General features: G+C 42.4%; 19 protein-coding genes and 2 pseudogenes. 7 read left to right on the top strand and 14 right to left on the bottom strand.

The features are described from left to right. Positions 1-450 precede the first annotated feature (450 nt). The gene (locus tag OCV36_RS18220; protein ID WP_135457478.1) at positions 451-2,175 is read left to right on the top strand and encodes a phospho-sugar mutase; all 1,725 of its coding nucleotides are present in this window, start codon (positions 451-453) and stop codon (positions 2,173-2,175) included. A gap of 118 nt (positions 2,176-2,293) precedes the next feature. Here the strand turns inward: OCV36_RS18220 and OCV36_RS18215 are convergent, their stop codons facing one another. From OCV36_RS18215 to yegD, 4 genes are all read right to left on the bottom strand, one after another. Beyond that, complete coding sequence (locus OCV36_RS18215; RefSeq protein ID WP_017075838.1) at positions 2,294-2,926, bottom strand: LysE family translocator; 633 nt, start codon at positions 2,924-2,926, stop codon at positions 2,294-2,296. Between the two features lie 170 nt (positions 2,927-3,096). Then, positions 3,097-3,729: a fumarylacetoacetate hydrolase family protein gene (locus OCV36_RS18210; protein ID WP_135457476.1), complete on the bottom strand. Its 633-nt coding sequence runs from the start codon at positions 3,727-3,729 to the stop codon at positions 3,097-3,099. A 351-nt stretch (positions 3,730-4,080) separates the two neighbouring features. Then, a complete protein-coding gene (locus tag OCV36_RS18205; protein ID WP_135457475.1) occupies positions 4,081-5,136 on the bottom strand; it encodes a porin in 1,056 nt (351 codons plus the stop codon). A gap of 492 nt (positions 5,137-5,628) precedes the next feature. Then, the gene (yegD, locus tag OCV36_RS18200; RefSeq protein ID WP_135457473.1) at positions 5,629-6,981 is read right to left on the bottom strand and encodes a molecular chaperone; all 1,353 of its coding nucleotides are present in this window, start codon (positions 6,979-6,981) and stop codon (positions 5,629-5,631) included. 160 nt (positions 6,982-7,141) lie between these two features. Between yegD and OCV36_RS18195 the strand changes: the two genes are divergently transcribed. Beyond that, entirely contained in the window at positions 7,142-7,450 is a 309-nt protein-coding gene (locus OCV36_RS18195) for a DUF1289 domain-containing protein (RefSeq protein ID WP_017075842.1), read from the top strand. 181 nt (positions 7,451-7,631) lie between these two features. Here OCV36_RS18195 and OCV36_RS18190 read toward each other — a convergent pair whose 3' ends face one another. Then, positions 7,632-7,982 carry a HopJ type III effector protein gene (locus tag OCV36_RS18190; protein WP_102551222.1) on the bottom strand — a complete coding sequence of 117 codons (351 nt, stop codon included), beginning with the start codon at positions 7,980-7,982 and terminating at the stop codon, positions 7,632-7,634. 195 nt (positions 7,983-8,177) lie between these two features. Between OCV36_RS18190 and OCV36_RS18185 the strand changes: the two are divergent. After that, positions 8,178-8,582 (top strand): annotated as a pseudogene (locus OCV36_RS18185) (flagellar brake domain-containing protein); the annotation flags it as partial. Between the two features lie 23 nt (positions 8,583-8,605). Here OCV36_RS18185 and tnpC read toward each other — a convergent pair. The 3 genes from tnpC to tnpA are packed head-to-tail and all read right to left on the bottom strand — an operon-like array spanning position 8,606 to position 10,862. Beyond that, a complete protein-coding gene (gene tnpC / locus OCV36_RS18180) occupies positions 8,606-10,135 on the bottom strand; it encodes an IS66 family transposase (protein ID WP_135459318.1) in 1,530 nt (509 codons plus the stop codon). Positions 10,136-10,194: 59 nt separating this feature from the next. After that, positions 10,195-10,548 carry an IS66 family insertion sequence element accessory protein TnpB gene (gene tnpB, locus OCV36_RS18175; protein WP_076645428.1) on the bottom strand — a complete coding sequence of 118 codons (354 nt, stop codon included), beginning with the start codon at positions 10,546-10,548 and terminating at the stop codon, positions 10,195-10,197. After that, positions 10,545-10,862, bottom strand: a complete 318-nt coding sequence (gene tnpA, locus OCV36_RS18170; RefSeq protein ID WP_017037717.1) for an IS66 family insertion sequence element accessory protein TnpA — start codon at positions 10,860-10,862, stop codon at positions 10,545-10,547. Before tnpA ends, tnpB begins: the two co-directional genes overlap by 4 nt. An 82-nt stretch (positions 10,863-10,944) precedes the next feature. On the opposite strand from tnpA, the pseudogene OCV36_RS18165 reads away from it, so the two are divergent. Next, positions 10,945-11,214, top strand: a pseudogene (locus OCV36_RS18165) (PilZ domain-containing protein); the annotation flags it as partial. Positions 11,215-11,465: 251 nt separating this feature from the next. Here the strand turns inward: OCV36_RS18165 and luxQ are convergent. From luxQ to OCV36_RS18140, 5 genes are all read right to left on the bottom strand, one after another. After that, positions 11,466-14,036 (bottom strand): quorum-sensing autoinducer 2 sensor kinase/phosphatase LuxQ, encoded by a 2,571-nt coding sequence (gene luxQ / locus OCV36_RS18160; protein ID WP_135458255.1) that lies wholly within the window; start codon positions 14,034-14,036, stop codon positions 11,466-11,468. After that, on the bottom strand, positions 14,036-15,130 hold the full coding sequence (locus tag OCV36_RS18155) for an autoinducer 2-binding periplasmic protein LuxP (RefSeq protein WP_135458257.1): 1,095 nt from the start codon (positions 15,128-15,130) through the stop codon (positions 14,036-14,038). Before OCV36_RS18155 ends, luxQ begins: the two co-directional genes overlap by 1 nt. Before the next feature lie 307 nt (positions 15,131-15,437). Next, positions 15,438-15,752 carry a GIY-YIG nuclease family protein gene (locus tag OCV36_RS18150; RefSeq protein ID WP_135458259.1) on the bottom strand — a complete coding sequence of 105 codons (315 nt, stop codon included), beginning with the start codon at positions 15,750-15,752 and terminating at the stop codon, positions 15,438-15,440. Then, positions 15,753-16,412 carry a YceH family protein gene (locus OCV36_RS18145; protein WP_135458261.1) on the bottom strand — a complete coding sequence of 220 codons (660 nt, stop codon included), beginning with the start codon at positions 16,410-16,412 and terminating at the stop codon, positions 15,753-15,755. Positions 16,413-16,475: 63 nt separating this feature from the next. After that, entirely contained in the window at positions 16,476-16,676 is a 201-nt protein-coding gene (locus OCV36_RS18140) for a hypothetical protein (protein ID WP_135458263.1), read from the bottom strand. A gap of 195 nt (positions 16,677-16,871) precedes the next feature. Between OCV36_RS18140 and OCV36_RS18135 the strand changes: the two genes are divergently transcribed. The 3 genes from OCV36_RS18135 to OCV36_RS18125 all read left to right on the top strand — a co-directional run bounded on the left by OCV36_RS18135 (position 16,872) and on the right by OCV36_RS18125 (position 18,446). Continuing rightward, positions 16,872-17,186 carry a DUF496 family protein gene (locus OCV36_RS18135; protein ID WP_004742367.1) on the top strand — a complete coding sequence of 105 codons (315 nt, stop codon included), beginning with the start codon at positions 16,872-16,874 and terminating at the stop codon, positions 17,184-17,186. Positions 17,187-17,412: 226 nt separating this feature from the next. Then, positions 17,413-18,039, top strand: coding sequence for a D-Ala-D-Ala carboxypeptidase family metallohydrolase (locus OCV36_RS18130; protein WP_135458264.1), 627 nt, complete (start codon positions 17,413-17,415; stop codon positions 18,037-18,039). A gap of 170 nt (positions 18,040-18,209) precedes the next feature. After that, positions 18,210-18,446 (top strand): SMP domain-containing protein, encoded by a 237-nt coding sequence (locus OCV36_RS18125; protein WP_017075851.1) that lies wholly within the window; start codon positions 18,210-18,212, stop codon positions 18,444-18,446. 160 nt (positions 18,447-18,606) lie between these two features. Here the strand turns inward: OCV36_RS18125 and OCV36_RS18120 are convergent, their stop codons facing one another. Continuing rightward, a complete protein-coding gene (locus OCV36_RS18120; protein WP_135458377.1) occupies positions 18,607-21,189 on the bottom strand; it encodes an ATP-binding protein in 2,583 nt (860 codons plus the stop codon). Positions 21,190-21,544 lie beyond the last annotated feature (355 nt).

Genomic DNA, 21,544 nt, shown 5'->3' with positions numbered 1-21,544 from the left:
TTGTATTCGTTGCGAGCTGTATTTCACTACGAGCTACATGTCATTGCGAGCTGAACAACATTCATTGTTATTCCAGCTGCACATGAAAGGCTGAATCTCAATCTACAACTCACATGGAACTAGCCTGTAAACGGGCTGCTGACCTCATCTCAACCTAAGAGTGAATACGGCTCATAAGCGTTGGAAGTTTCCATGAAAGATTCAAAAACGGCGAATTTGTTAAATTTTGTTATATTTATGTAAAAGGCTAGTTAGTGATATCCAATTGTTCAAGGTAAGTTTACTTACTAAACAGTCAATTATTTGAAGTTGCTTTATCCATATGCCCTTCCCTTGCTGTTGGAATTTATTTTAAATCGAGTTTTACGATTGCTTTCATGGAAATGATAATCAATATCACTTAAATTAAATCAACAGAAAGACATCCCGATATGAAAAGGTTTAGTAATTATGCAAGATGCTATGAACTGGTTAGCGAGAGACCCAGACCCAAGAACTCGTGAAGAGCTTCAACACCTCATCGATGAGGGAATGCACGACGAATTAGAAGACCGCTTTAGTCAACGATTGGAATTCGGAACGGCGGGCTTACGAGGCAAAGTCGGATGCGGTCCAAATAGAATGAACCGCTTGGTGATACAAGAAACTGCGACCGGGCTTGGTCACTATTTAATAGAACATGTTGCCAATGCCACCATCCGTGGCGTCGTTGTTGGCTATGACGGGCGCTTAGATTCAAAGCAGTTCGCCATTGATACCGCTTCTGTGCTTACAGCTTTGGGGATTAAGGTCTACCTAACGTCAAATGTAGCCGCGACGCCTATCGTTGCTTTTGGTATTGAGCATTTCAATGCTGCTGCCGCTGTTGTCGTGACGGCCAGCCACAACCCACCAGAGTACAATGGCTTCAAAGTATATTGGGAGAATGGCGCGCAAATCATTCCACCCCACGATGCAGGCATTGCGGCTGAAATTGATATAGCCTCGACGAAACCTATTCCTCTGCTTAGTCTAAGCGATGCAGAGAAACAAGGTAAATTAGTTTGGCTAACCGAGGGCTATTATCAAACTTATCGCGCTGCGATTAATCAGAGTCCGTATGTAAACAACAGTATCGAATCAGCGAAAACAACCATTACCTACACGGCAATGCATGGTGTAGGCGCGCAAATGGCAGAAGACCTTCTCCATGATGCTGGATTCCACAAAGTCTTCAGTGTTCCGGAACAAAGAGACCCTGATGGTCGCTTCCCAACCGTAAACTTCCCGAACCCAGAAGAAAAAGGGGCAATGGATCTTGTGGTCAATCTGGCAAAAAGTGTTGATGCCGACATTGCTTGCGCCAATGACCCAGATGCAGACCGATTTGCCGTTGCGGTTAGAACTGACGATACAACTAGAACCGATGATGCTTCATATAAGATGCTAACGGGCGACCAAGTGGGTGTTTTATTTGCTCATTACTTACTATCAAAGCCTCACAGCAAAAACCAATTAGTTGGCAACAGTATTGTATCTTCAACCTTGCTTGAAAAAGTAGCTCAGTCCCATGGTGCAACTTATTTCCAAACGCTGACTGGATTCAAATGGTTAGCCAATATTGGCATGCAATTGGAAGACGAAAACAATGAGTTCTTGTTCGCCTATGAGGAAGCACTTGGTTACACGATTGGTACTCAGGTTCGTGATAAAGATGGGCTGTCTGCTATCGTTGTTTTTGCCCAATTGGTTGAAGAGTTAAAGTCTCAAGGTCGAACCGTTTGGGATCTATTGGCTCAGATTTCACTTGAACATGGTGTTCATACTAACGCTCAGCGAAGTATTGCCCTTGACCCCGATTCACCGTCAATTGGCTCTAAACTCAGAGCGACACAACCCAAATTGATAGGTGATGTCACTGTCTCTGTTATTGAAGACCTGCAATCTTCTTTGCGATACGTCGTTGGTGGCGATACTGAAACCATTAACTTGCCATCGAGTGACGTGTTGATTTATCACCTCGAAGATGGTTCACGTATTATCGTCCGCCCTTCAGGGACAGAGCCAAAAGTGAAAGTCTACTATGAGACGGTGACAAAGTTTGAAGGGACAGAAACATACGATGACACTCGTCTACGTGGTGAAGAGTACATGGAAAAGTTGATTGAACAGCACCAAAAAGAGTTGAACTCTTAACGAGTTAATACGTCACACTAGAATCCAAACAGGTAACTTCAACAATAAAAATGGACGCTCTAAGCGTCCATTTTTTATCTCAGCGGCTAACCGCCAGAATATGTTTTAGTTGAGGTGTCTATGAAATAAAGAAAGAAGACAGCATCCACATGGCTAATACAATAAACACGCCGCCCATCACTTTCTGCTGATAAGTACGAAACTTTGCGTTTTCTACGAGAGACTTACCAATAGTGCCCACCAAAGCCACAAGAAGAAAATTAAACGTTAAACCAAGCACGTTCAATAATAAGCCCAAAAACAGCATTTGTTCACCTGAGGTCGCTTCAATATTTGTAGAAACGAATTGAGGCAAAAACATCACAAAGAAAACCAACGCCTTTGGGTTAAGCAGGTTACTAATTAACGCTCTTTGGTAATACGACTTAGCGGCAGCATTGTCGCTGAGTTCGGGTGCTTCTCCCTGATCGGTTCGAAGGCAGTCCCACCCCATTTTCAATAAGTATGTCCCGCCTAATAAATGCAGTGCTTTCAACGCAATAGGACTCATCGCAATCAATGCCGAAACACCCATCGCCGCCAATACTGTCAGGATAATTCCAGAAGTCGCGTTACCTAGACTCGCAAACACACCGACCTTACGACCATAGCTCATACTTGAGCTCGCGATCAGTAACATATCAGGACCAGGTAAAAGGAGAAGTGCAACAACGGCAGTCAAGTAAACAGGTAAGATGGCTAAGTCGATCATGGGTTTCAGTATTGATAAAAACGGAGCCGGATTTTATATCAATTACAAACGCCCTTCCAGATGCAATCAGTTGTTTGATGGTTAATCATTCGAATTAACAACCATTACTAGTTAATAAAGCCACTTTATTAACTAAAAACCAATGTGATTAACTAAAAAAACCAATGTGATTAACTCGCTACCCACTCGATCTCAATCAATGTGGTTTCTCCACACTTAAGACGACCAAGGAAGATATCACCGCGGTGTACTTCTCCAACGCCTTTAGGGGTACCCGTCATCACCACATCACCGTCGAGTAATGTCGTGTAAGAAGACAACTCTTCGAGGATAATTTTCGGGGAATATAGCATCTGTTCAACGTGTCCTTTTTGAACGCGGACACAGTTAATAAATAGCTCTAGATTCAAGTCAGTGAGGTCTAAGTGATCAGTTGGAACAAAGCGACTAAACACAGCCGAACCATCAAACGCTTTGGCGCGTTCCCAAGGTAAACCTTTTGCTTTCAAGTTACTTTGAAGCTCACGTTTGGTCAGGTCTAACCCTAACCCCACGGCTGAATATTCGCCTTTTTCAACGATAAAACAGATTTCAGCTTCGTAGTGTAGAGCTTCTTGATGAAAAGAACTTAAGGTGGAAGTAACGCTCGTATTCGGTTTGTTGAAAACCACCATCGAGTCAGGGATAGCATTGTTGAGCTCTTCAATGTGATCAACATAGTTACGCCCAACACACAGCACTTTGGTCGGTGTTGCTGTTCGTTTTGAATTCATCAATTGTTCCTGATCTACAACGCTGCTCATAGTTTGTCCCTGAACTATTTTTAGAGAGCAGAGTTTAGCGCATCATAAAATGAGAGTCTTCGACAAGATGATTACCGATCTCTAAATTCTGATCTTTAGCTCAATTAAATGATTTGTAAACATTTATAAGCAGATCGTAATAAGTAAGGATTGATGAGCCAACCTGTCAGGTTCACAGCTAAATAAAAAGGGATGGATTAGTCAGCGCAGAGATAATAAATAGAATTGAAGGCATTAAAACGAAAGAAGCCCTCTCCAGCCAAAGGCTTGAGAGGGCTTAGCATGGTGTCTAGGACAGTATCCTAAAAGGTAAACTTAAGGAGTAAACACTATGCTAAATTAGTTTGCGACTTATAGGTAGTAACGAGCACCCATTAGCCATTGATCGTCAGCATCTTTCTTGTAAAGGCCTGAACCTTGAAGATCGAACTGGTAGCCAGCAAAACCTACAAACTGAGATGTGAAGTTGTATTCAGCTTGTAGAGCTGTTGTGCTGTATACAGTTTCGCTGTTCTTGTCGTCTTCTACTGCTTCGTAGTTAACGCTTAGGTTCAGGCTGTTAGATAGTGCATAAGATGCCAATAGCTCAATTGCTACAGACTCTTCTAGTACACCAGTGAAGCTACCTACAGTCGCAGAGTTCATGTAGTTGTTCATTGCGTATACACCAGCAAGGTAAAGACCTTCTGCGCCGTATGAACCGTAAGTTGCACTTAATACGTGAGAATCAGCAGTTTGTGAGCCTACAACAGCGTAGTCTACGTCACCTGTGTTGTACGCGTAGTTTGCAGTAAAATCAGCAATAGCGTAGTTCAAAGCGATTTGACCACGATTACCATAATCGTTGCCATTGTCTTTATCAGCCTTACGACCTTGCCATGCAACAGCTGCGCTAAGAGAACCTGCGTTGCCGAAATCGATAGCGTTACCGTAGCTCACCATCTCTTCACCACGACCAGTACCTAGGTTACCGTGGTCTTCGTAGATGAAGTCATTCGCGAATGCGATTGGCATATCAGCTACACCAGCAACGTTGTAGTAAGGTGCCCACTGAGTACCAACCGCAGCACGACCTAAGTCATCGTGAGTTAGACCAACGTAGCCAAGACGAGTTGTGAATGACTCATCACCACCGTCAAGCATATTTAGCGCCCATTCACCTTTAGCGTCAGCAGTAAAGCCGTTGCCAAGATCGTGAGTTGCGCCGAAGTTGATACGTGGAGAAACAGACTCTACACCGATATCATCGCTGTTTTGACGGTCAGCGCTGTTTACGTCGCCAACTGCAACTGATACGTGACCACCAACAGAGAATGTTGTGCCGTCTTCGTTGTAAAGTTCTACAGCAACTGCCTGTGTACCAAATACTGCACCAGAAATTGCTAGCGCTAAAAGTTTCTTATTCATTGTCATATCCATTATGTAACTGGGTGAGTTATTCACTAACAACCTCGTGCTTACGGAGAAGTTGTTACCTGCATTTAACAAGTAGGCAAACACTAATATACGAATGACAAGAAAGTTGCATTAAAATATATAAAATAAAAAAAATCACACCATAAAAAACAAAAAAACCTTTATAAACAATACCATACAAATAAAACCACAAGCGTAACTTGGTATTTATTGAGATGAATCTATCAATATTTTTGATTTTCTAGTCATCAAGTAAACATTAAAAATCAAAATTAAAATTTACTCGTCAGACCATCACATGAAAAAATCTTAACCTTGAAACATTTTGTAACACTGAGAATCTCATTGAAATATTTAATCGTGTGAAACAATTCCCACTTTAGAGAATAAAAAAGTACCTTCGCGAAAATTCATTAAAGCCAAACACAAAAAAAGGCAACCAATCAGCGACTGGTTGCCCTCAATAACTCATAATTTTCGTTCTTATTTAAAACAAACCTCAGCCCAACGAGCTAGACCGGCTGTTACCGAGCCGAAATAGTTACCACTCACAATCGGCACATTCGGCACCGCTTGCTCTACAGCTTCACGCAGTATTGGAGAACGAGCAGAACCACCCGTCATATAGATAACGTCTGGTTTTTTCTGGCCTTGTTGGATTGCTTCTTTCACCAACTCAATCATTTTTGATTTCGGAGTTTCGATAGCATCCACCATCTGCTCAACTGAGATGTCGACTTCAACTAACTCAGAAGCGACATTAATCGCAGTTCGATATTGAGCGCATTCCGCCAACGCAATCTTAGCTTCTTCCGCTCTGCGCACAATGCTATAACCTAACGTGTCGTGATAAACCTTCATCAAGCGATCCAACTTTTGTGGCTCTGAAGCTTCTTTGCGAAGCAACTTCAACGCCGCTAGATTTTCACGTGAATAGAAGTTCTTCTGAGCTTCAACATTGTTAATCGCAATTGGATTCCAGAATTGAGTCAACGGCATATCGATACCAGAAGTGCCTTTGCTACCCATACCAAAAGGTGACATCAATTGTTTGAATGCCAGGTAGATATCAAGGTCATTACCACCGACTCTTTGCCCACTATGAGCCAATAAGCTCTGAGTACGATCTGCTTTACCCGACCAAGTTGGCCCCATTTCTAACAATGAGCAATCGGTCGTACCACCGCCAATATCCACCACCAAGACCGTTTGGTTTTCAGTTAGGGTACTTTCGTAATCAAGCCCCGCTGCTACAGGTTCAAATTGAAAGGCTATATCAGTAAAACCTGCACGCTTAGCAGCGCGAGAAAGAATATGTTCGGCTTGTCGGTTTGCTTCTTCGCCACCTCGACCGTGAAAATTAATCGGACGACCGATAACGGCTTGTTTGATCTGTTCTTGAGTCGTGAGTTCGGCCTGATGTTTAATATTCGCCATCATGGCGCATACTAAATCTTCAAAGAAACTCACCTGAACATCATGCAGCCCACTCGCGCCAAGAAAAGATTTCGGTGATTTCACATAATAGACATCACGAGGATCTTCTAAGTAGAGATCCAACGCAGCCTGGCCAAATGCCATATCTTCTGGCACTAAATCAATACTCTCTTCGCGGTTCAATGCGATAGCTCGTCGCAACACCTGCTCACCAACCGTATCACTCGGTTTGATATTCAAATGGCGAAATAGATGTTCAGAAACACTTTCACGAGTTGGTGCAAATACGGTTGAGGGAATATAGTGGTTGTTACCTTCCAACGGTAACAGGCTTGGCTCTCCATTAACCATTGCAGCAACAGAACAGTTCGCCGTTCCGTAATCAAATCCAATAAACATAATATCCCCCATTCGACAAAAGGGGCGAGATGCTACATGAAAATTCTAAAAATTACGAGGTCATTTGTTAATTTTACTGGGTCATTTCGAGGTTTACAGGGCTCTGCAAAGGGAAACAAATATGCTACATTTCAGCACAAATGAATCACGGGTCAGATAAATGAAAACACCTTGCCGAGCGGCTTGTAAAAATAATGGTGGTATATGCAGTGGCTGCCATCGAACAATGGACGAGATTATAGGTTGGAAAGGGTTATCTGAAAGCGAAAGAGAATCAGTGATGAACAATCTGAGTGGCATTAGCTCAACTCACCAATGTCCACAATGCAGTGAGCCTGCACAATGCGATATCAGTGCGGGAAAAGAGACATGTTGGTGTTTCGAGTTAGAGAAGCGTGATACCGACAGCATTCCAAAAGCAGGTGTTTGTATGTGTAGAAAGTGCTTGTCAGCATTACCTGTCCAGTAACCGTTCGAGATGGCAGATGGCAGATGGCAGATGGCAATATACGTAATAGCGATCTGCTTAATAAAGCAAGAAGCTCTATACCCAATACAGACAAGAAGCGAGTGATGGTTTACTCGCTTCTAAAGATCGGTATTCAGCCTTAAAGCAATTTAATCTTTAAAGATTTGGCCCTTAAAGAAAGTTATTTAGCTTTAGCCACTAACGCTGGCTGAGAAAACTCAACGCCACTCCAACCATGCGTCATAAAATTACGAATATTTTGGTGATCGGTATTCTCAGGGAAACCAAGTACGTCATTGCGATAAAATTGACCAAAACAAGCCAATGTTTGCTCCGCTGATAGTTTTTTATCTAAACCAAATGCAAAAATCTTACACGATCCATTGTTTTGACCCGCAGCATTGACCACATCACCATTGCGAAACTCACTCTCACAAAAGTCATAGTTAGCTTCTATCACTTGCATTGTCTCTTCAAATTGAACGCTCTCAGGCGTTTCAGCCAGAGTATTTAGCAAGGTTTCCAGTTCCATTTACGATTTCTCCATCAATGACATAACTGACAACAGTCTACCTTGTTTTGCGGCAAGAGTAAGCTGCTGTTTACTTAGGAAAGCAACTCGCTTTTTAACTCAACACTGACAATTACCTTAATGAAACTAATGACATAGTCTTATCAGGGCGTTATTATCATTTCAATAGATGGTCAACATTGTTCATTGATGAATATGCATAAAGATAAAAACTTAGAACTGTTCAGATACCTAAAACCGGGTACAAAAACAGCAGGTGTATTGGAATTTGGCCCAGACGACTCAATCCAAATAAGTACACTGTATATCGGGCACAAAGAAGATCAGTACCTGATCTTAGAGTTATCACAGAAAGCGACTGAAGCACTAACACTTAGAAAGCTCTCCAACGTTGATATTATTGTTCGTGCTATCACTGATACAGAGCTTGGACATATTATTGCGTTTAAGACTAATGTACTGGCTCATATCACCTCGCCCGCGCATCTTATATTCCTTCGCCCACCTTCTAATTTCGCGACCAAGCCGATCCGCGAACATGAAAGATACAAAGTGCGCCTCGATTGTGAAGTCACCTTTGATACCTTGTCAGTATCCGCCCCATGAACCCACGGGGCGACTTGTCAGTGTTTGAAGTTCCAAGGCAGGAGTGCGTCGATATCAGGCTCAGCTTTCGCCAGCTCTTTCATGCACTTGACCATGTAGTCGTAGAGGATAAGACCGTTGGCTTTCGCGGTCTCGATGATGCTGTAAAGCATCGCGCTCGCATCAGCACCGTTTGGTGTGTTAGAGAACAGCCAGTTCTTCCTGCCAATGACCAGTGGTTTAATTGCGCGTTCAGCGCGATTATTATCAATAGATAAGTGACCATCGTCGATATAACGAATAAGCTTTGACCACTGCCCAAGCGTATATTTTATCGCTTTGCCTAGTGGGCTAGAGCCAATCACCTTCTGGGTCGTCATCCATTGGTAAAGCTCATCCAGTATCGGCTTGGCAAGCGCTTGACGCTCTGCTTTTCGCTCTTGGGCAGGCGCACCTTTTAAGCGTGATTCTATCCCGTAGAGTTTTTGGATTTTAGCCAGCGCCTTATCAGCCTTGCCTGATTTACCTTTCCCTTGAAGCTTCTTCGCATCCATGAACTTGCGACGAGCATGCGCTAAGCACCCTACATTGGTGACGTGATGCAGACCATCATAAGCCGCGTAGCCATCGGTTTGTAGATAACCGTTGTAGTCACCTAAAAAGTCCACGGGACACGCCCTCGCGCGACTGTTTTGATAGTCGTACAAGGCAATATTTTTCACATTCGGCAGTGCCGATTCGGGTGAGTCAGCGCCTGAGCAGTAGAGCCACATATAACACTTCTTCTCTTCTTTGAGCACATTGAGCGGCGTTTCATCCGCCTGAACCACCACTTGTTGAAGCAGGTTATCCTTCAAGGCCGCATACAGCGGGGCGAACTTCTCACTGACTTGGATAACCCACCTTGCCATGGTGGTGCGTGATAGCTCGATACCCGACTGGGTAAACAGCGATTCTTGGCGATAAAGTGGCATCGCGTATTGGTATTTGCCAAGAATGATGTTGGTCAGCAAGCTTTCTGTGGCGAAGCTTTTAGGGATGAGACTCTGAGGGGATGGCTTCTGAACGATACGGCTGCTGTCACCTGTTTTCTCGCACTGGCGGCAAGCGTACTTAGGACGAACATATTCCAACACTTTGAGTACCGCTGGCGTGAACTCTAGCTTCTCGCTGCGGTCTTCACCGATTTTATGCAGGCTATGATTGCAGCAAGCGCACTGCTTTTCATGGTCGTCTACATCAAGTTCGATAACCTCACGAGGCAAGGTCTTAGGCAGAGGTTTACGTTTACCGCGCTTTTTCGTTGTGGTCGTGGTTGTCACCTCAACCTCGTCTTCTTTAACGGCTTCACACTCCGCTTCGTTGAAGAGGTCACCTTGTGATTCATCGTAAGGCTTTAATACCTCCGAGCGTTTCGCGAACTGACGGTCGAAGGCGAGTTTGAGTTGTTCAAGCAGCGATTGGCGCTCTTGTTTCCACTCATTTTTCTCCGACATCAGAGCAGCTACCATCGCTTGTAGCTCGGCAACATCTTGGCTTTCTGGGTTGATATTTGGCGTCTTTTTCATAGCATTGATTATACTAAAATCGTGCCGTTAACGCTTGGAGAATAAGGCTTTATTCTCGATTAACTCATTGTAAAATCGTTTATTTTGATGGGTTCGTGGCCGATAATTGTGAAGCCTGAAAGCAGTCTATCAAGCTCAAATTGAGTGAGGGTAAACACCTGATTTTTCTCTTTTGAAGGCCACTTATACTTGGCTTTTTCAAGGCGTTTATACCAGAGGGCGAAGCCTGTTTTATCCCAGTACAACACTTTAATCTTATCGCGCTGTTTATTGGTAAACAGGAACAGCGCACCGCTGCCAAGAGGCAAGTCAGTATCATTTTCGATAATCGCTGTAAGGCCGTTGATGGACTTTCTAAAATCGACGCTTTCACGATAAAGGTAAATGTCTGGAGCGCTGAGCATACCTTTCATGACAACGCTCCAATGAGTTCAGCAAGATAGGTGGCTGGCGTGCCTTGAGGAATGCTCAGCTCCACATCATTGATGAGAAGTGTCATGTTCGCCGTAGCTATCTGGGCCTGATACTTGGTTGTCTTTTCAACGATTTCGGCTCTAACAAATCCGACAGATTCCGATTGGTTTGCTGTTTGGAGTTGACGCCGTTTGGCGAAGAACGTGGATAAACTCAGTCCATGCTCTTCACAAAAAGCGCGTTGAGTAACACTGCTACTTTCATATTGTTCAAACAGTGATTGCCATTCTAGGTTGGTGCGTCGTTTTGCCATTTCAACTCTCCTTTGGGTTGGAGAGATGATCTTATTCTTCGTGCTGAAAGATTAGAATGCGGTGTTCATGACACGCTTACCCTTGTCACTTGACGCAACGCTGATCGATTTTTCGGTCTCAGGTTGTGGCGTCTATATAGCTCAGCAATCAGATATAGATATCGGTTGGAAGATCAAAGTCAATTCAATCTTAAGTGAACATTTGGATGGCGAACTTGTTTATAAAGTGGTGAGTAAGAAAAGACAAGGCCAAGGTTGGCTATTGGGCATCCAATTCCCAGAGCATTTAGATATGAGCGACGAATTGAAAACACTTCTTTTAGAACAAGCTTTTGTCGCTGGATTTTTATAACTGCTTACTGCTTTTAGTATAAAGTTCAGCAAAAAAAACAATATCGATCTGTAATTTGATAAAGAAAATGGTGAGTGACTTATTATGTATGCACCCGCCAATTCTAACCCAACCTCGATACAACCTTGAACAACCCGAACTACGAATTACGAATTACGAATTACGAATTACGAATTACGAATTACGAATTATATTAATAGTTATCTGCGACCTGCTATTAGATAGATGGTTATCCGTTAGATAGTTCACTGTTAACGACTCACATCGTTCCAGTAAGAGTTTTTAAAATGCACAAAAGCTTGGTGCAGAGACTCTTCTTTGATCGGCTTTACAATCACGTAATTTGCCCCTGCGGCCAGAAAACTGTCTCGTGTCGACTTTCGAGCATCAGCGGTGCATGCGTAAATAGGTGTCGATACTCCAATCTCATCTCGTAATTGTAGAGTGGTTTGAACCCCACCTAAGTTAGGCAGTTGGTTGTCCATTAAAATGAGATCAAACGTACTCACCTTTGCTGTTTCTAACGCTTCTAAGCCATCCTTTGCCCAGGTAACAACCATTCCATACTTTTTGCAGAAAGCTTGAGCGATAAACGCGTTGGTATGATTATCTTCCACGAGTAAAACGTTCAAAGACCGACTAAATAGAGTTTGAGGCTCGATATCTGCTTGTGGTTTATGACCCAACAATGGCTTGGAATGTAATTCCACTGGGATTTCGATAATGAACTCTGAGCCATGCTCTATGACACTGCGGACTTGAATATCGCCTTCTAGCATTTCCACCAGGTTTTTTACAATCGTTAACCCCAAACCTGTGCCACCATACTCACGGGTGGTCGTTTCTTCGGCTTGTACAAACGGTTCAAATACAGCATCAATTTTATTTTCGTCAATGCCAATCCCGCTATCTTTCACTCGAACAATCAAGCTGGCTTTATCTGAATTAAAAATACTTTCGAGCTCAAAGCTGACAGAAATCGCCCCTTGGTGAGTGAACTTAAGAGCATTGCTCAATAGATTAAACATAATCTGGTTAAGTCGAACTTGGTCAGTGTAGATATCAACATCATCTTCCAAGTGATTTACAATGCTAAAGGCAACAGATTTCTCCTCACACAGAGGACGGTAGATACTATCCAAAGTATTGACTAACTCACCCAAACGGAAATCTTTCTTCTGTATATTAAACTGACCTTGTTCGATTTTGGAAAAATCCAAGATATCGTTAAGCACCGCCAGTAAATGTTCAGCACTGTTACAAAGTACATCGACCTGATCTCGATTGTCTTCGCCCTGTATAGAGCGTTTGAGTAACTGAGAAACACCTAAAATACCGTTTAACGGCGTACGAATCTCATGGCTCATCTTAGCCAAAAAGTCAGCACGTAAATTCGCAAGGTGCTCAGCTTCTTCTCTTGCTCGATCAGCTTGTCTCTCCGCTTCAATAAGCTTGGTGATGTCTTGCCCTTGAACAACAACACCTGTAATACCGTGTTCAACACGAATAGCAGACATATTCCAGCGAAAAACCTTTTCGCCGATTGGTACATTAATCCCGGTCAGTTTCGCCCCTTGAACCACCATTTGAATATTTGGCAACATGCGGCTCTCAAATTCTTGAGCGATTGCACCATAGGTATCGTCGGCATCAAAAAGCGCCATGCGGGCTGCAGGGTTCATCTGAATCAAGTCGCCTTTATCAGACCAAACCAAGATAGGTGAATGAGCAAAGTTAAAGAGATCTTGGAACTTTTGATTCTGTTCCGATAACCGTTCAAAGGTGTCTTCAAGCGTGCAACCGATATGGTGGAACTCGAAAATATTAGAACCATCAAACTTATTGTACTCATCATTACCACTCGCAGAACGAGTAAAGCTCATCAGTTTATTTAGCTCAGCAGCCACTCTTCTTTGAATCCAAGCTCGCGCAAAGAAAGACATCAATATGATCACCACAATCACAACAATGATCGCACGCTCATAGTTCTCTTCTAACGCAATGAAGTTCGTGTTCTTTTGGACAGCTCGAATGATGAGAGGGGTTTCAACAGCATTGATCTTAATCGTTGCGATGGTGACGAAATGACGAGGTAATTGCTCATACATTTGATAGTGGAGGATGTCAGTGATGGTATAGCTTTCGTCACCACTGAATGTCGATGTGACCGGAGTTCCATGGGCCTCAATGACGATGTTCTCGCAATTGCTTCCCTGTTGGATCGATTCTGCGAGCGAGAAGTTATTATCAAGTACGATAGCAATATACAACTGGCCCAGAACCTCACCGGTTGTGCTGTCAATCACAGGTGTTCGTCGCGCTAATAAATGACGGTCACCAATATTGGTCGTTAGCTTCAAAAAGTGCCAATTACTACTAAACGACACCTCTTTGGAGATACTTTCTAATGAAGCATGATCCAATCCATAAAACTGGCCGTTACCATCGTCCCAAGCCAAACCATCATGAGTAGACACAAAACGCAAATCCGGAGCATGATCAGGTTCACTTTGGTCAACACCAAAGAAAAAGTAGCTCAAAGCCTCTTCATTGCCAGTAGCAAAATACTCTCTTAGAGTTTCACTGTGTGAGCTACTGTCTTGGTGAATTTGTAGCACCGATAAACGATAATCAAACATATTTTGGATGAGGCTTGAGGTTTGTTTAACCGTTCGATTCGTCTCTTGCTTTACGATAGTGCTGCTGGTTTCATAAGTATGAATAAGCACGCCAAGTGCCATCACACCTATCACTAAAATAATGATACGCGTAATGAGTTTAGCTAAAGTGTTTCTAGGTGTACTGGCGTAACTTTTCTTCATTATTGACCTGAGTACCTAAATGCTCGCTTCTTAAGTTCTGAAATACGTTCTGGAGAATCTTCTTTGGTCACAACTTCAAACTCTCCAGAATAGACAGTAGGAACGTCCAATCCTGAAAGATCCCATTTGATAGCTTCTGCCATCGCGATACCCGTATCGTCATTCATTCGCATGACAGTGACATCTAGGTCACCCCTTGCAATGGCTTCAAGTTCAGCGGATCCGCCTCCCCAACCATTCACTAAGATATCTCGACCAGATTCACGAATGGCTTCTGCTGCGCCCAAAGCGACATCGGTTGAACACGCATAAATAAAGTCTAGATCCTTATCGTTCGCTATGCTGATTTTAGCTGCTTGATAACCACTTTCTTTATCTGATCTGGTGTAGAACGAAGACTTAAGATCAAAGTGAGTATCGGTATTCACTTCATGGATAAAGGTATCTCCACGCGCATCACTGATGTAACCTTGCGAATAGTATAAAACAGAATATTTACTGGCTGGTTGGCTCACTTCTTTAAAATAATTTGCCAGTTTCAAACTACCGGTCGCATGATCAAAACCCACATACATGAATGGCTGTCTATCAGCCCACGCTCGAACTGGGGTCGTAATATTTTGAAGAATCAGTTTGGTGTCAGTAGAGTTCAACACGTGCTCAATAAACTTACGATGACGCGTCGTATCTAACGTAAAAATCAAATAATCCGTCTTGTTTTCAATCGCCTCTTGCAAAGAAATGCTCTGCTGAGAAACATCTGCATTTACACGTGTAAACACTTGGTTTATTTGATAGCGAATTCTCAGCTTATCGAGACGTTTCTCAAAAGCTTGGATATTACGAACCCAATAATCAGAGATCTGTTGACCCGGATACACGACTGAAATCGTAATAGGCTTATCTTGAACTCGTCTCAATGGCACAGGATGATTTTGCACAGCTTCGACCATTTTATCGGTCAATGTTTTTTGCTCTGGATAATTGGAAAGGTAATCTTGGTACTCCCAATACCCATTGAGGACATGGGTACCGTGGGAGAGCGCGGATGCAGAAAATACGGCAAGTCCAAACAACATCAATAAACGTTTCATATTTTTCTCGTTCTATATGAGCTACTTTGGCTCATTTTTTAACCTAGCATGACACCATATCTTCGTATGGATAAAATATATTATGTAGGACAACGATGATAAATGATAGCATCTAGAACTAATTAGAACGACATTCTAAATGAGCAACATATCAATTCAGAGTTAAGATTGAAATTGACGACTGTTACGAGGATCTCGCTCGGGTAAAGGGGAAATGAATAGTCTAGTTTACTCAACAACTTAATAAGAAAAATGAGCGGAATTACATTCTTAATGTGTAATCCATAGCGAACATTTTAGCTATGAATTATGAGACTTCGATATATAGAATTTTGCCTTCCTGCCTCTCAATTATGAGTTTGAGTGATACCAATTCTTCTTTACGTGATTTTGGTAATTGTTTGATCGCGTACTCGGTTTTCAACGCCTCGCTTTTTGACCCAACACTAAAGCTCCAAACCAGCGCAAGCGGACCTTTACCCTTAAGGGCTTTAGCACCTTTACCTTGCTGATGTTGTTCAAATCGGCGCTCTAAATTGTTAGTAATCCCGCAGTAGAGCGCGTTGTTTTTATTGCGGATCAGGTACACAACCCAATCCGCATTGTTATTAGACGTCGTCATTTAGCGCAGTGATTCAACCAACTCTTTAAGCTCTGCGACTTCAGCCCGCAAACTTGCAACCTCTGACTCGAGCTCTTCAAATTTTTCGTTAGTCGCAGCGGATGGAGCCACCGCGCCCACAGATGCCGTCGCAAACGCTTCAACATCAACTTCGCCACTCAACAGGTGTTGGTAACGAGATTCACGTTTACCGGCTTCGCGTGGTAGCTTAACAACCAAAGCGCCCGCCTCTCTTACTGCTAAGTTCTCGAGTGTCGCTTCTACCTCTTTCACATCACTGAAACTCGCTAGGCGTCCAGTTCGAGTGCGAAGTTCACCGGGAGTCTGCGCGCCGCGAAGTAACATGCAGCAGATAATTGCGCGTTCTTGTTCTGTGAATTGCAAATCACCAAATTCAGTATTGCAGAAGCGGTGTTGATACTTATTTACGCGGCTATTGAAGCTACTTTCATCACTCACCATGCGACGCGCTATCAAGCCATCAACCGCATCTAAAACGTCTGATTCTGATAGCGATAGAACAGGCTCACGATTGCTCTTCTGATTACAAGCCGCTGTTAAGCTATTTAATGTCAGCGGATAATGATCAGGAGTCGTGACTTCTTTCTCGATCAAGCAGCCAATGATTCTCGCTTCAATTGGGGAAAGTACTGTGTTCATCGTTTTTCCTTTTTATTATTTTGATAATTCCATCTCAACACCTAACAATGCAGTCTCTGATGACTAGTGCTCAGACAAAATCGGTACTCGTTTCTTTCTGCCTTGTTCGTCAATCATTATGATCTTAGAACGATTTAGCTCTATTTCCACGATTTCCAAATAAGTACGCTCTTGTACATACGCATCACGCAGCTTGTTTTGCTCTGCTGAAGATTCAGTCACATTGTCACCCAAATCTTCTGTTTCTAATTGTTGTTGTTTCATTTCACATTTCGCATCAATGCCATGTCTATACTGGATACTAACGTGAACACTTAGATAAAAACAATCACACATCAGCGTGAGTGTCGAATAATTATACAAGCTTACTTTTGCTTTGATCTAAAGACTGTTACATCATCAATTGATGTGCTTTAATCAGAACCAGACAATGTATTTGACGATTAGGAAAAGGAATCTATGAGCAGCGTATTTGAAATTGTTAACCAAGCACGACGTAAGAACAAACTTAAGCGTGAACTTTTAGACAACGAAAAGAAAGTTCGTGACAACCGCAAGCGTGTCGACCTTCTTGATAACCTACTTGATTACATCAAGCCAGAAATGACTCATGACGAGATCCTAGGCATTATCAAAAACATGAAAGCCGACTACGAAGACCGTGTTGATGACCACATCATTAAGAGCGCAGAGATTTCTAAAGCACGTCGCGATATCAGCCGTCGTATTCGTGAACTAACAGAAGAAGACAAGCAAATCCAAGGTAAGAAATAATCTAGCCTAGTTAATTGACTTGCAACAATGTTAGCAACCCACTCTTTGTAGTGGGTTTTTTTGTACCTGAATTCTAGCGTCTATACTTAATTGAACGTAAATGATTTGGTGACAGCAAGTTATCAAGTTATCAAGTTATCAAGTTATCAAGTTATCAAGTTATCAAGTTATCAAGTTATCAAGTGAAGGTAAGTTACTAAGTAAACGCAAGCAATGGAGTGACCCTATGTACGCAAGTATTCTGATTACCTTAGCGCTATCATCAACTCAGCCCTACCCCGAAGAATTTGAGAGACTTTACACTGAAGAGACGGAAATCACTTACGACGACCTCGTAGTAGATGTTCATGGTTACAAGGTTCCGACTCGATCGGCATTTCGAGGTTGGATGCTTCTTAATCATGCAGAAGATAAAGTAAAGGAAGTTGGGCAACAGCTCAAAGATGCTGGTGTGACCAAAAGCATGCCATTGCATTTAGTGCTACTTCAAGGAACAGACTGGGCAATGAGTAACACCACTTTGTTTACCCTTCCCAATAAGAAAAACGTGCCTAACATGATCAATACTTTGAAATACATACAACAATATATTGAACCTGAAATTGGTGTTGTTATCCCTGTTTCGGGTGAACGTTCTAAGATCTATAACCAACAGGCTGGCGGAGCGCTTCGAAGCAAGCATTTGGAATTTTGCGCCTTAGATCTCGTCCCTGCTAATGGCATATCTCGTGAAGATCTGCACGTTAAACTCAAAAAGATTCATGCCGAGTTTGGGCAAAAAAATAATGTCGGGCTGGGCTTATATTCAGGAGTTCGCTTTCATATCGACACTTGCGGTTTTAGACAATGGTAATCATTAACACACCAAAGAGTCATATTGACAACTAATGTGCCAGAGTCAATTTGACGCATTAAGACATAAAACCAACGCAAGCCATTGATAAAATTGATCTAGAACAAGTGGAACGCTAATTGCTATTGATAACAAGTATCATAATTATTAATAGCAATTAGGAATTCAATATGAAGACTATGACTCAACGCTTTCAAACTCTACTTTCTGTATCAAACTTCAGTCTAGCGATTACCGCATTACTTATGCTACTTAGTATTATTGTTGCCTACCCTATGGCAGATCATTTCTCTCTGCCCATTCAGATCGTCGCACACATCAGTACTATATTAGTCGCCGCATTACTCAAAATTAGTTACGTAGGTCGTTGTCTTGCACAATACAACCTTGGATTGGAAGTACGCTAGAGACTGAGCAGCCATTTGAGAGTGGTCCAACCTATTCTTCTATTAACTCGTGAAGCTCTATGTCTTTATTAAGAGAACAATTAAGACCCTGAATACAGCCTTCTAAGCCAACGCTTCACTAGTGGATAGTTCAAGTTATATCTACCTAGTAACGAGATGGCTAAACGATATCAAGGCTACTAAAAAGGTCGTAAAGCTGATGAGACTTATAAGGTTTCGGTAAATAAGCATTCATGCCCGCTTCAAAGCAATCTTTGATGTCTTCTTCTAAAACACTGGCGGTTAAGGCAATGATCGGCAGTGGCGGGGTTTGTTGATCGAGTTCCCATTGTCGAATCGCACGAGTCGCCGTTATGCCGTCCATAACAGGCATCATGCAATCCATTAAGATCGCATCAAACTGAGCACCTTGAGTTATCACATCTACCGCTTCTTGCCCGTTACTGGCAATCAAATATTCATAACCGGCTTGCTCAAGGAAGAAGCTAGCTATTTTCTGATTCATCAGATTATCCTCAACAATCAAAATACGTCGATTCAGAGAACGAACTTCTTCATCCTTTGGCTCCACTAGCGGTGCTTGTTCTTCATCTACATCAAGAGATTTCAGGCTGTTTAGAAAGCGTCTACCTAAAAATGGCAACGTGTGGGTCGAGTGAACCGTCTCTGTTATTAGATTGGTTTTAAATAGGTGATGCTGGCATACAATAACGCGAGTGAGTGGATATAACTCTTTCAGCGCAGCAAGGTCATTCTCCATAGAATGGTGCAGCGTATGACAATAAAGTACTAAATCACTTTCTTTCAAGCTTTCATCGAGGGTCGATATAGATGATACGACCTTTGGGCTGAGATTTAAGCGCTGACACTCTTTAATTAGTTGATCGAGATAGTTGAAAGAGTTCGAGATGATAGTCGCGCTACGTAAATTATCGAAAGTTGGAACATCAGTTTCAACGACGTCAACATACAAACAAAAAGTGAAAGTCGCACCCTCTCCTTTCACCGAGCGCGCGGTAATGTATCCACCCATAAGATCAACAAGTTGTCGACAGATCGCAAGCCCCAGTCCTGTACCACCGAATTGACGAGTAATGCTGCCATCTTCTTGGGTGAAAGGCTCAAAAATAGATTCCAATTTCTCTTGCTCAATCCCAATCCCTGTATCAGAGACGCTGCACTCAAGCTTCCCTCTGCCCAAAGACATCGGTGTATAAGCTATATCTGTTGTGATGGTTCCCTTTGACGTAAATTTGATCGCATTAGACAGCAGGTTAGTGAGTACTTGCCTAACACGGTACTCATCGAAAAACAGTTGTGGTGGAGTGTGAGAATCGATATTGATATCAAGTTCAATATCTTTACTTATCGCTTTCGACAAAATCACGCTCACTGAATCATAAACCGCTTCTCGTAAATCAGCGTTATGTGGCGACAACATCAAGTTACCCGACTCTATCTTAGAAAGATCGAGAATGTCATTCAGTAGCACCAACAACGAATGTGAAGACGATTCGATATCACTGAGTACTTCTTTTTGATTGGCGCTCAGTTGACTCAGAGATAAAATCTCTGCCATACCAATAATCCCGTTAAGCGGGGTACGTATTTCATGTGACATGTTTGCTAAGAATGCACTTTTGGCCTTATTTGCCGAAATCGCGTCTTCTTTTGCTTCTATTAACTCTTTGTTGTGTTGATGGTTACGCTCCATCACTCTATTTAGAGTTTGAGTGAACTCTGCAAGCTCATCGTTGCCTGTAACTTGAATAACCGTTGGCTTACCGTAACTATCGGCACATTCAGAAACCCCTTTGAGTATCAGTGACAGGTTTCTGTTTAAACGCAAAGACGTCGCGATACCCAACCATAACAAAACACCTGAAACGACAAGAATCAGCAATGTCATGCTCAGTGCCTGTCTTTTCTGCAATGAAATATTTTTTGTTAAATCAGATTGAAGTTGCTTTGTGTAAGCGCTAACCGCTTCTGAAATGGCCTGCTTCTTTCGTTCTAGACCTTCAACATGTTCATATATTTCAGGTGACGAGAAGTCTCCTTTGAGGATTCGAGCTGTAAAACTGTCTTGAAATTCATCTTTGGAGAACGTATTTAACAGTTTTCTAATTTCAGGCGAGCGACTACCCGAGCGAAAAAATGTGTCCAACAACTGTTGCTGCCTTTCTAAAGCACCCACATAGCTCATCAAATATTGATTCTTCAGCTCTGGAGAACGATACAAGCGATAACTTAACCACGCTTCTCGCTGAGTCCAAAACACATAGTTAGTCAGGTTGATAAACATCGCATCGGCTTGAATGATATTTTCATCCACTAAGTTAATGCGATATTCAGACAGCTCCATTAATACGTTTTCTAGCAAGTCGAAGGCGCGCTCTGTCAGCAGTGCATTATCACTGCTTTGCGTTGCGTCTATATTTTGCCCTGCGCCAGCAAGGCTCACCAACACACTCTTAAGCTCTACCAGTTGCGATTCGACATTCCAATTGATGTCGAGCGATTGAAGTTTTGTCTCGAACCGAGATAGCCTATCTAATTCAGTTTGTAGTTTTGAAAGCAACTGACTTTTTTCGGGGGAATCATTAGACAGAACCAACCATCGATAAGCATCACTTGAAATAGTATTAAAAGATTGAAGCGCTTCAACCTTAATACGTGTTGTTTCAAGGTGACTCATTTTTTTATCGTTCTTTAACACTTCATTGACTGTAAATCCAAGCATGATGAATACAGAAACCGTGGAAAGAAAAATAAGACGCCATCTAATTGACATGTTTATCATTTTTATAACGACTCCCTTCCCACAAGTAATTTTACCTAGCCCAAACTAAGAATAGGACATTAACAGAACTTATTGATCAAATTGGATATGACAAACGATATTCTGAGTCCAGAATAAAGATTTATCTTTACCCAGACGCCGATATTGAAGATCGACAACGTACCTAAATAATCAGATTAGGCCCAATATTGAGGTAATTCTCGTCACCATAGAGAAAACGAAACAAAACCATTGAGCAAGCGAGACTAAATTAAGCCATTTTTTAGAATGAACCCTACGGTTAATCCACTTTTCG

Source organism: Vibrio echinoideorum (assembly GCF_024347455.1).
GTDB lineage: Bacteria > Pseudomonadota > Gammaproteobacteria > Enterobacterales > Vibrionaceae > Vibrio > Vibrio echinoideorum.
The sequence above is the reverse complement of the archived record's forward strand: the minus strand, read 5'-3'. Positions and strand labels throughout refer to the sequence as shown.

Coding starts and splice junctions, on each gene's coding strand:
- OCV36_RS18220 (WP_135457478.1), top strand. CDS start 451: ATGCAAGATGCTATGAACTGGTTAGCGAGAGACCCAGACCCAAGAACT.
- OCV36_RS18215 (WP_017075838.1), bottom strand. CDS start 2,926: ATGATCGACTTAGCCATCTTACCTGTTTACTTGACTGCCGTTGTTGCA.
- OCV36_RS18210 (WP_135457476.1), bottom strand. CDS start 3,729: ATGAGCAGCGTTGTAGATCAGGAACAATTGATGAATTCAAAACGAACA.
- OCV36_RS18205 (WP_135457475.1), bottom strand. CDS start 5,136: ATGAATAAGAAACTTTTAGCGCTAGCAATTTCTGGTGCAGTATTTGGT.
- yegD (WP_135457473.1), bottom strand. CDS start 6,981: ATGTTTATTGGATTTGATTACGGAACGGCGAACTGTTCTGTTGCTGCA.
- OCV36_RS18195 (WP_017075842.1), top strand. CDS start 7,142: ATGAAAACACCTTGCCGAGCGGCTTGTAAAAATAATGGTGGTATATGC.
- OCV36_RS18190 (WP_102551222.1), bottom strand. CDS start 7,982: ATGGAACTGGAAACCTTGCTAAATACTCTGGCTGAAACGCCTGAGAGC.
- tnpC (WP_135459318.1), bottom strand. CDS start 10,135: ATGAAAAAGACGCCAAATATCAACCCAGAAAGCCAAGATGTTGCCGAG.
- tnpB (WP_076645428.1), bottom strand. CDS start 10,548: ATGAAAGGTATGCTCAGCGCTCCAGACATTTACCTTTATCGTGAAAGC.
- tnpA (WP_017037717.1), bottom strand. CDS start 10,862: ATGGCAAAACGACGCACCAACCTAGAATGGCAATCACTGTTTGAACAA.
- luxQ (WP_135458255.1), bottom strand. CDS start 14,036: ATGAAGAAAAGTTACGCCAGTACACCTAGAAACACTTTAGCTAAACTC.
- OCV36_RS18155 (WP_135458257.1), bottom strand. CDS start 15,130: ATGAAACGTTTATTGATGTTGTTTGGACTTGCCGTATTTTCTGCATCC.
- OCV36_RS18150 (WP_135458259.1), bottom strand. CDS start 15,752: ATGACGACGTCTAATAACAATGCGGATTGGGTTGTGTACCTGATCCGC.
- OCV36_RS18145 (WP_135458261.1), bottom strand. CDS start 16,412: ATGAACACAGTACTTTCCCCAATTGAAGCGAGAATCATTGGCTGCTTG.
- OCV36_RS18140 (WP_135458263.1), bottom strand. CDS start 16,676: ATGAAACAACAACAATTAGAAACAGAAGATTTGGGTGACAATGTGACT.
- OCV36_RS18135 (WP_004742367.1), top strand. CDS start 16,872: ATGAGCAGCGTATTTGAAATTGTTAACCAAGCACGACGTAAGAACAAA.
- OCV36_RS18130 (WP_135458264.1), top strand. CDS start 17,413: ATGTACGCAAGTATTCTGATTACCTTAGCGCTATCATCAACTCAGCCC.
- OCV36_RS18125 (WP_017075851.1), top strand. CDS start 18,210: ATGAAGACTATGACTCAACGCTTTCAAACTCTACTTTCTGTATCAAAC.
- OCV36_RS18120 (WP_135458377.1), bottom strand. CDS start 21,189: ATGCTTGGATTTACAGTCAATGAAGTGTTAAAGAACGATAAAAAAATG.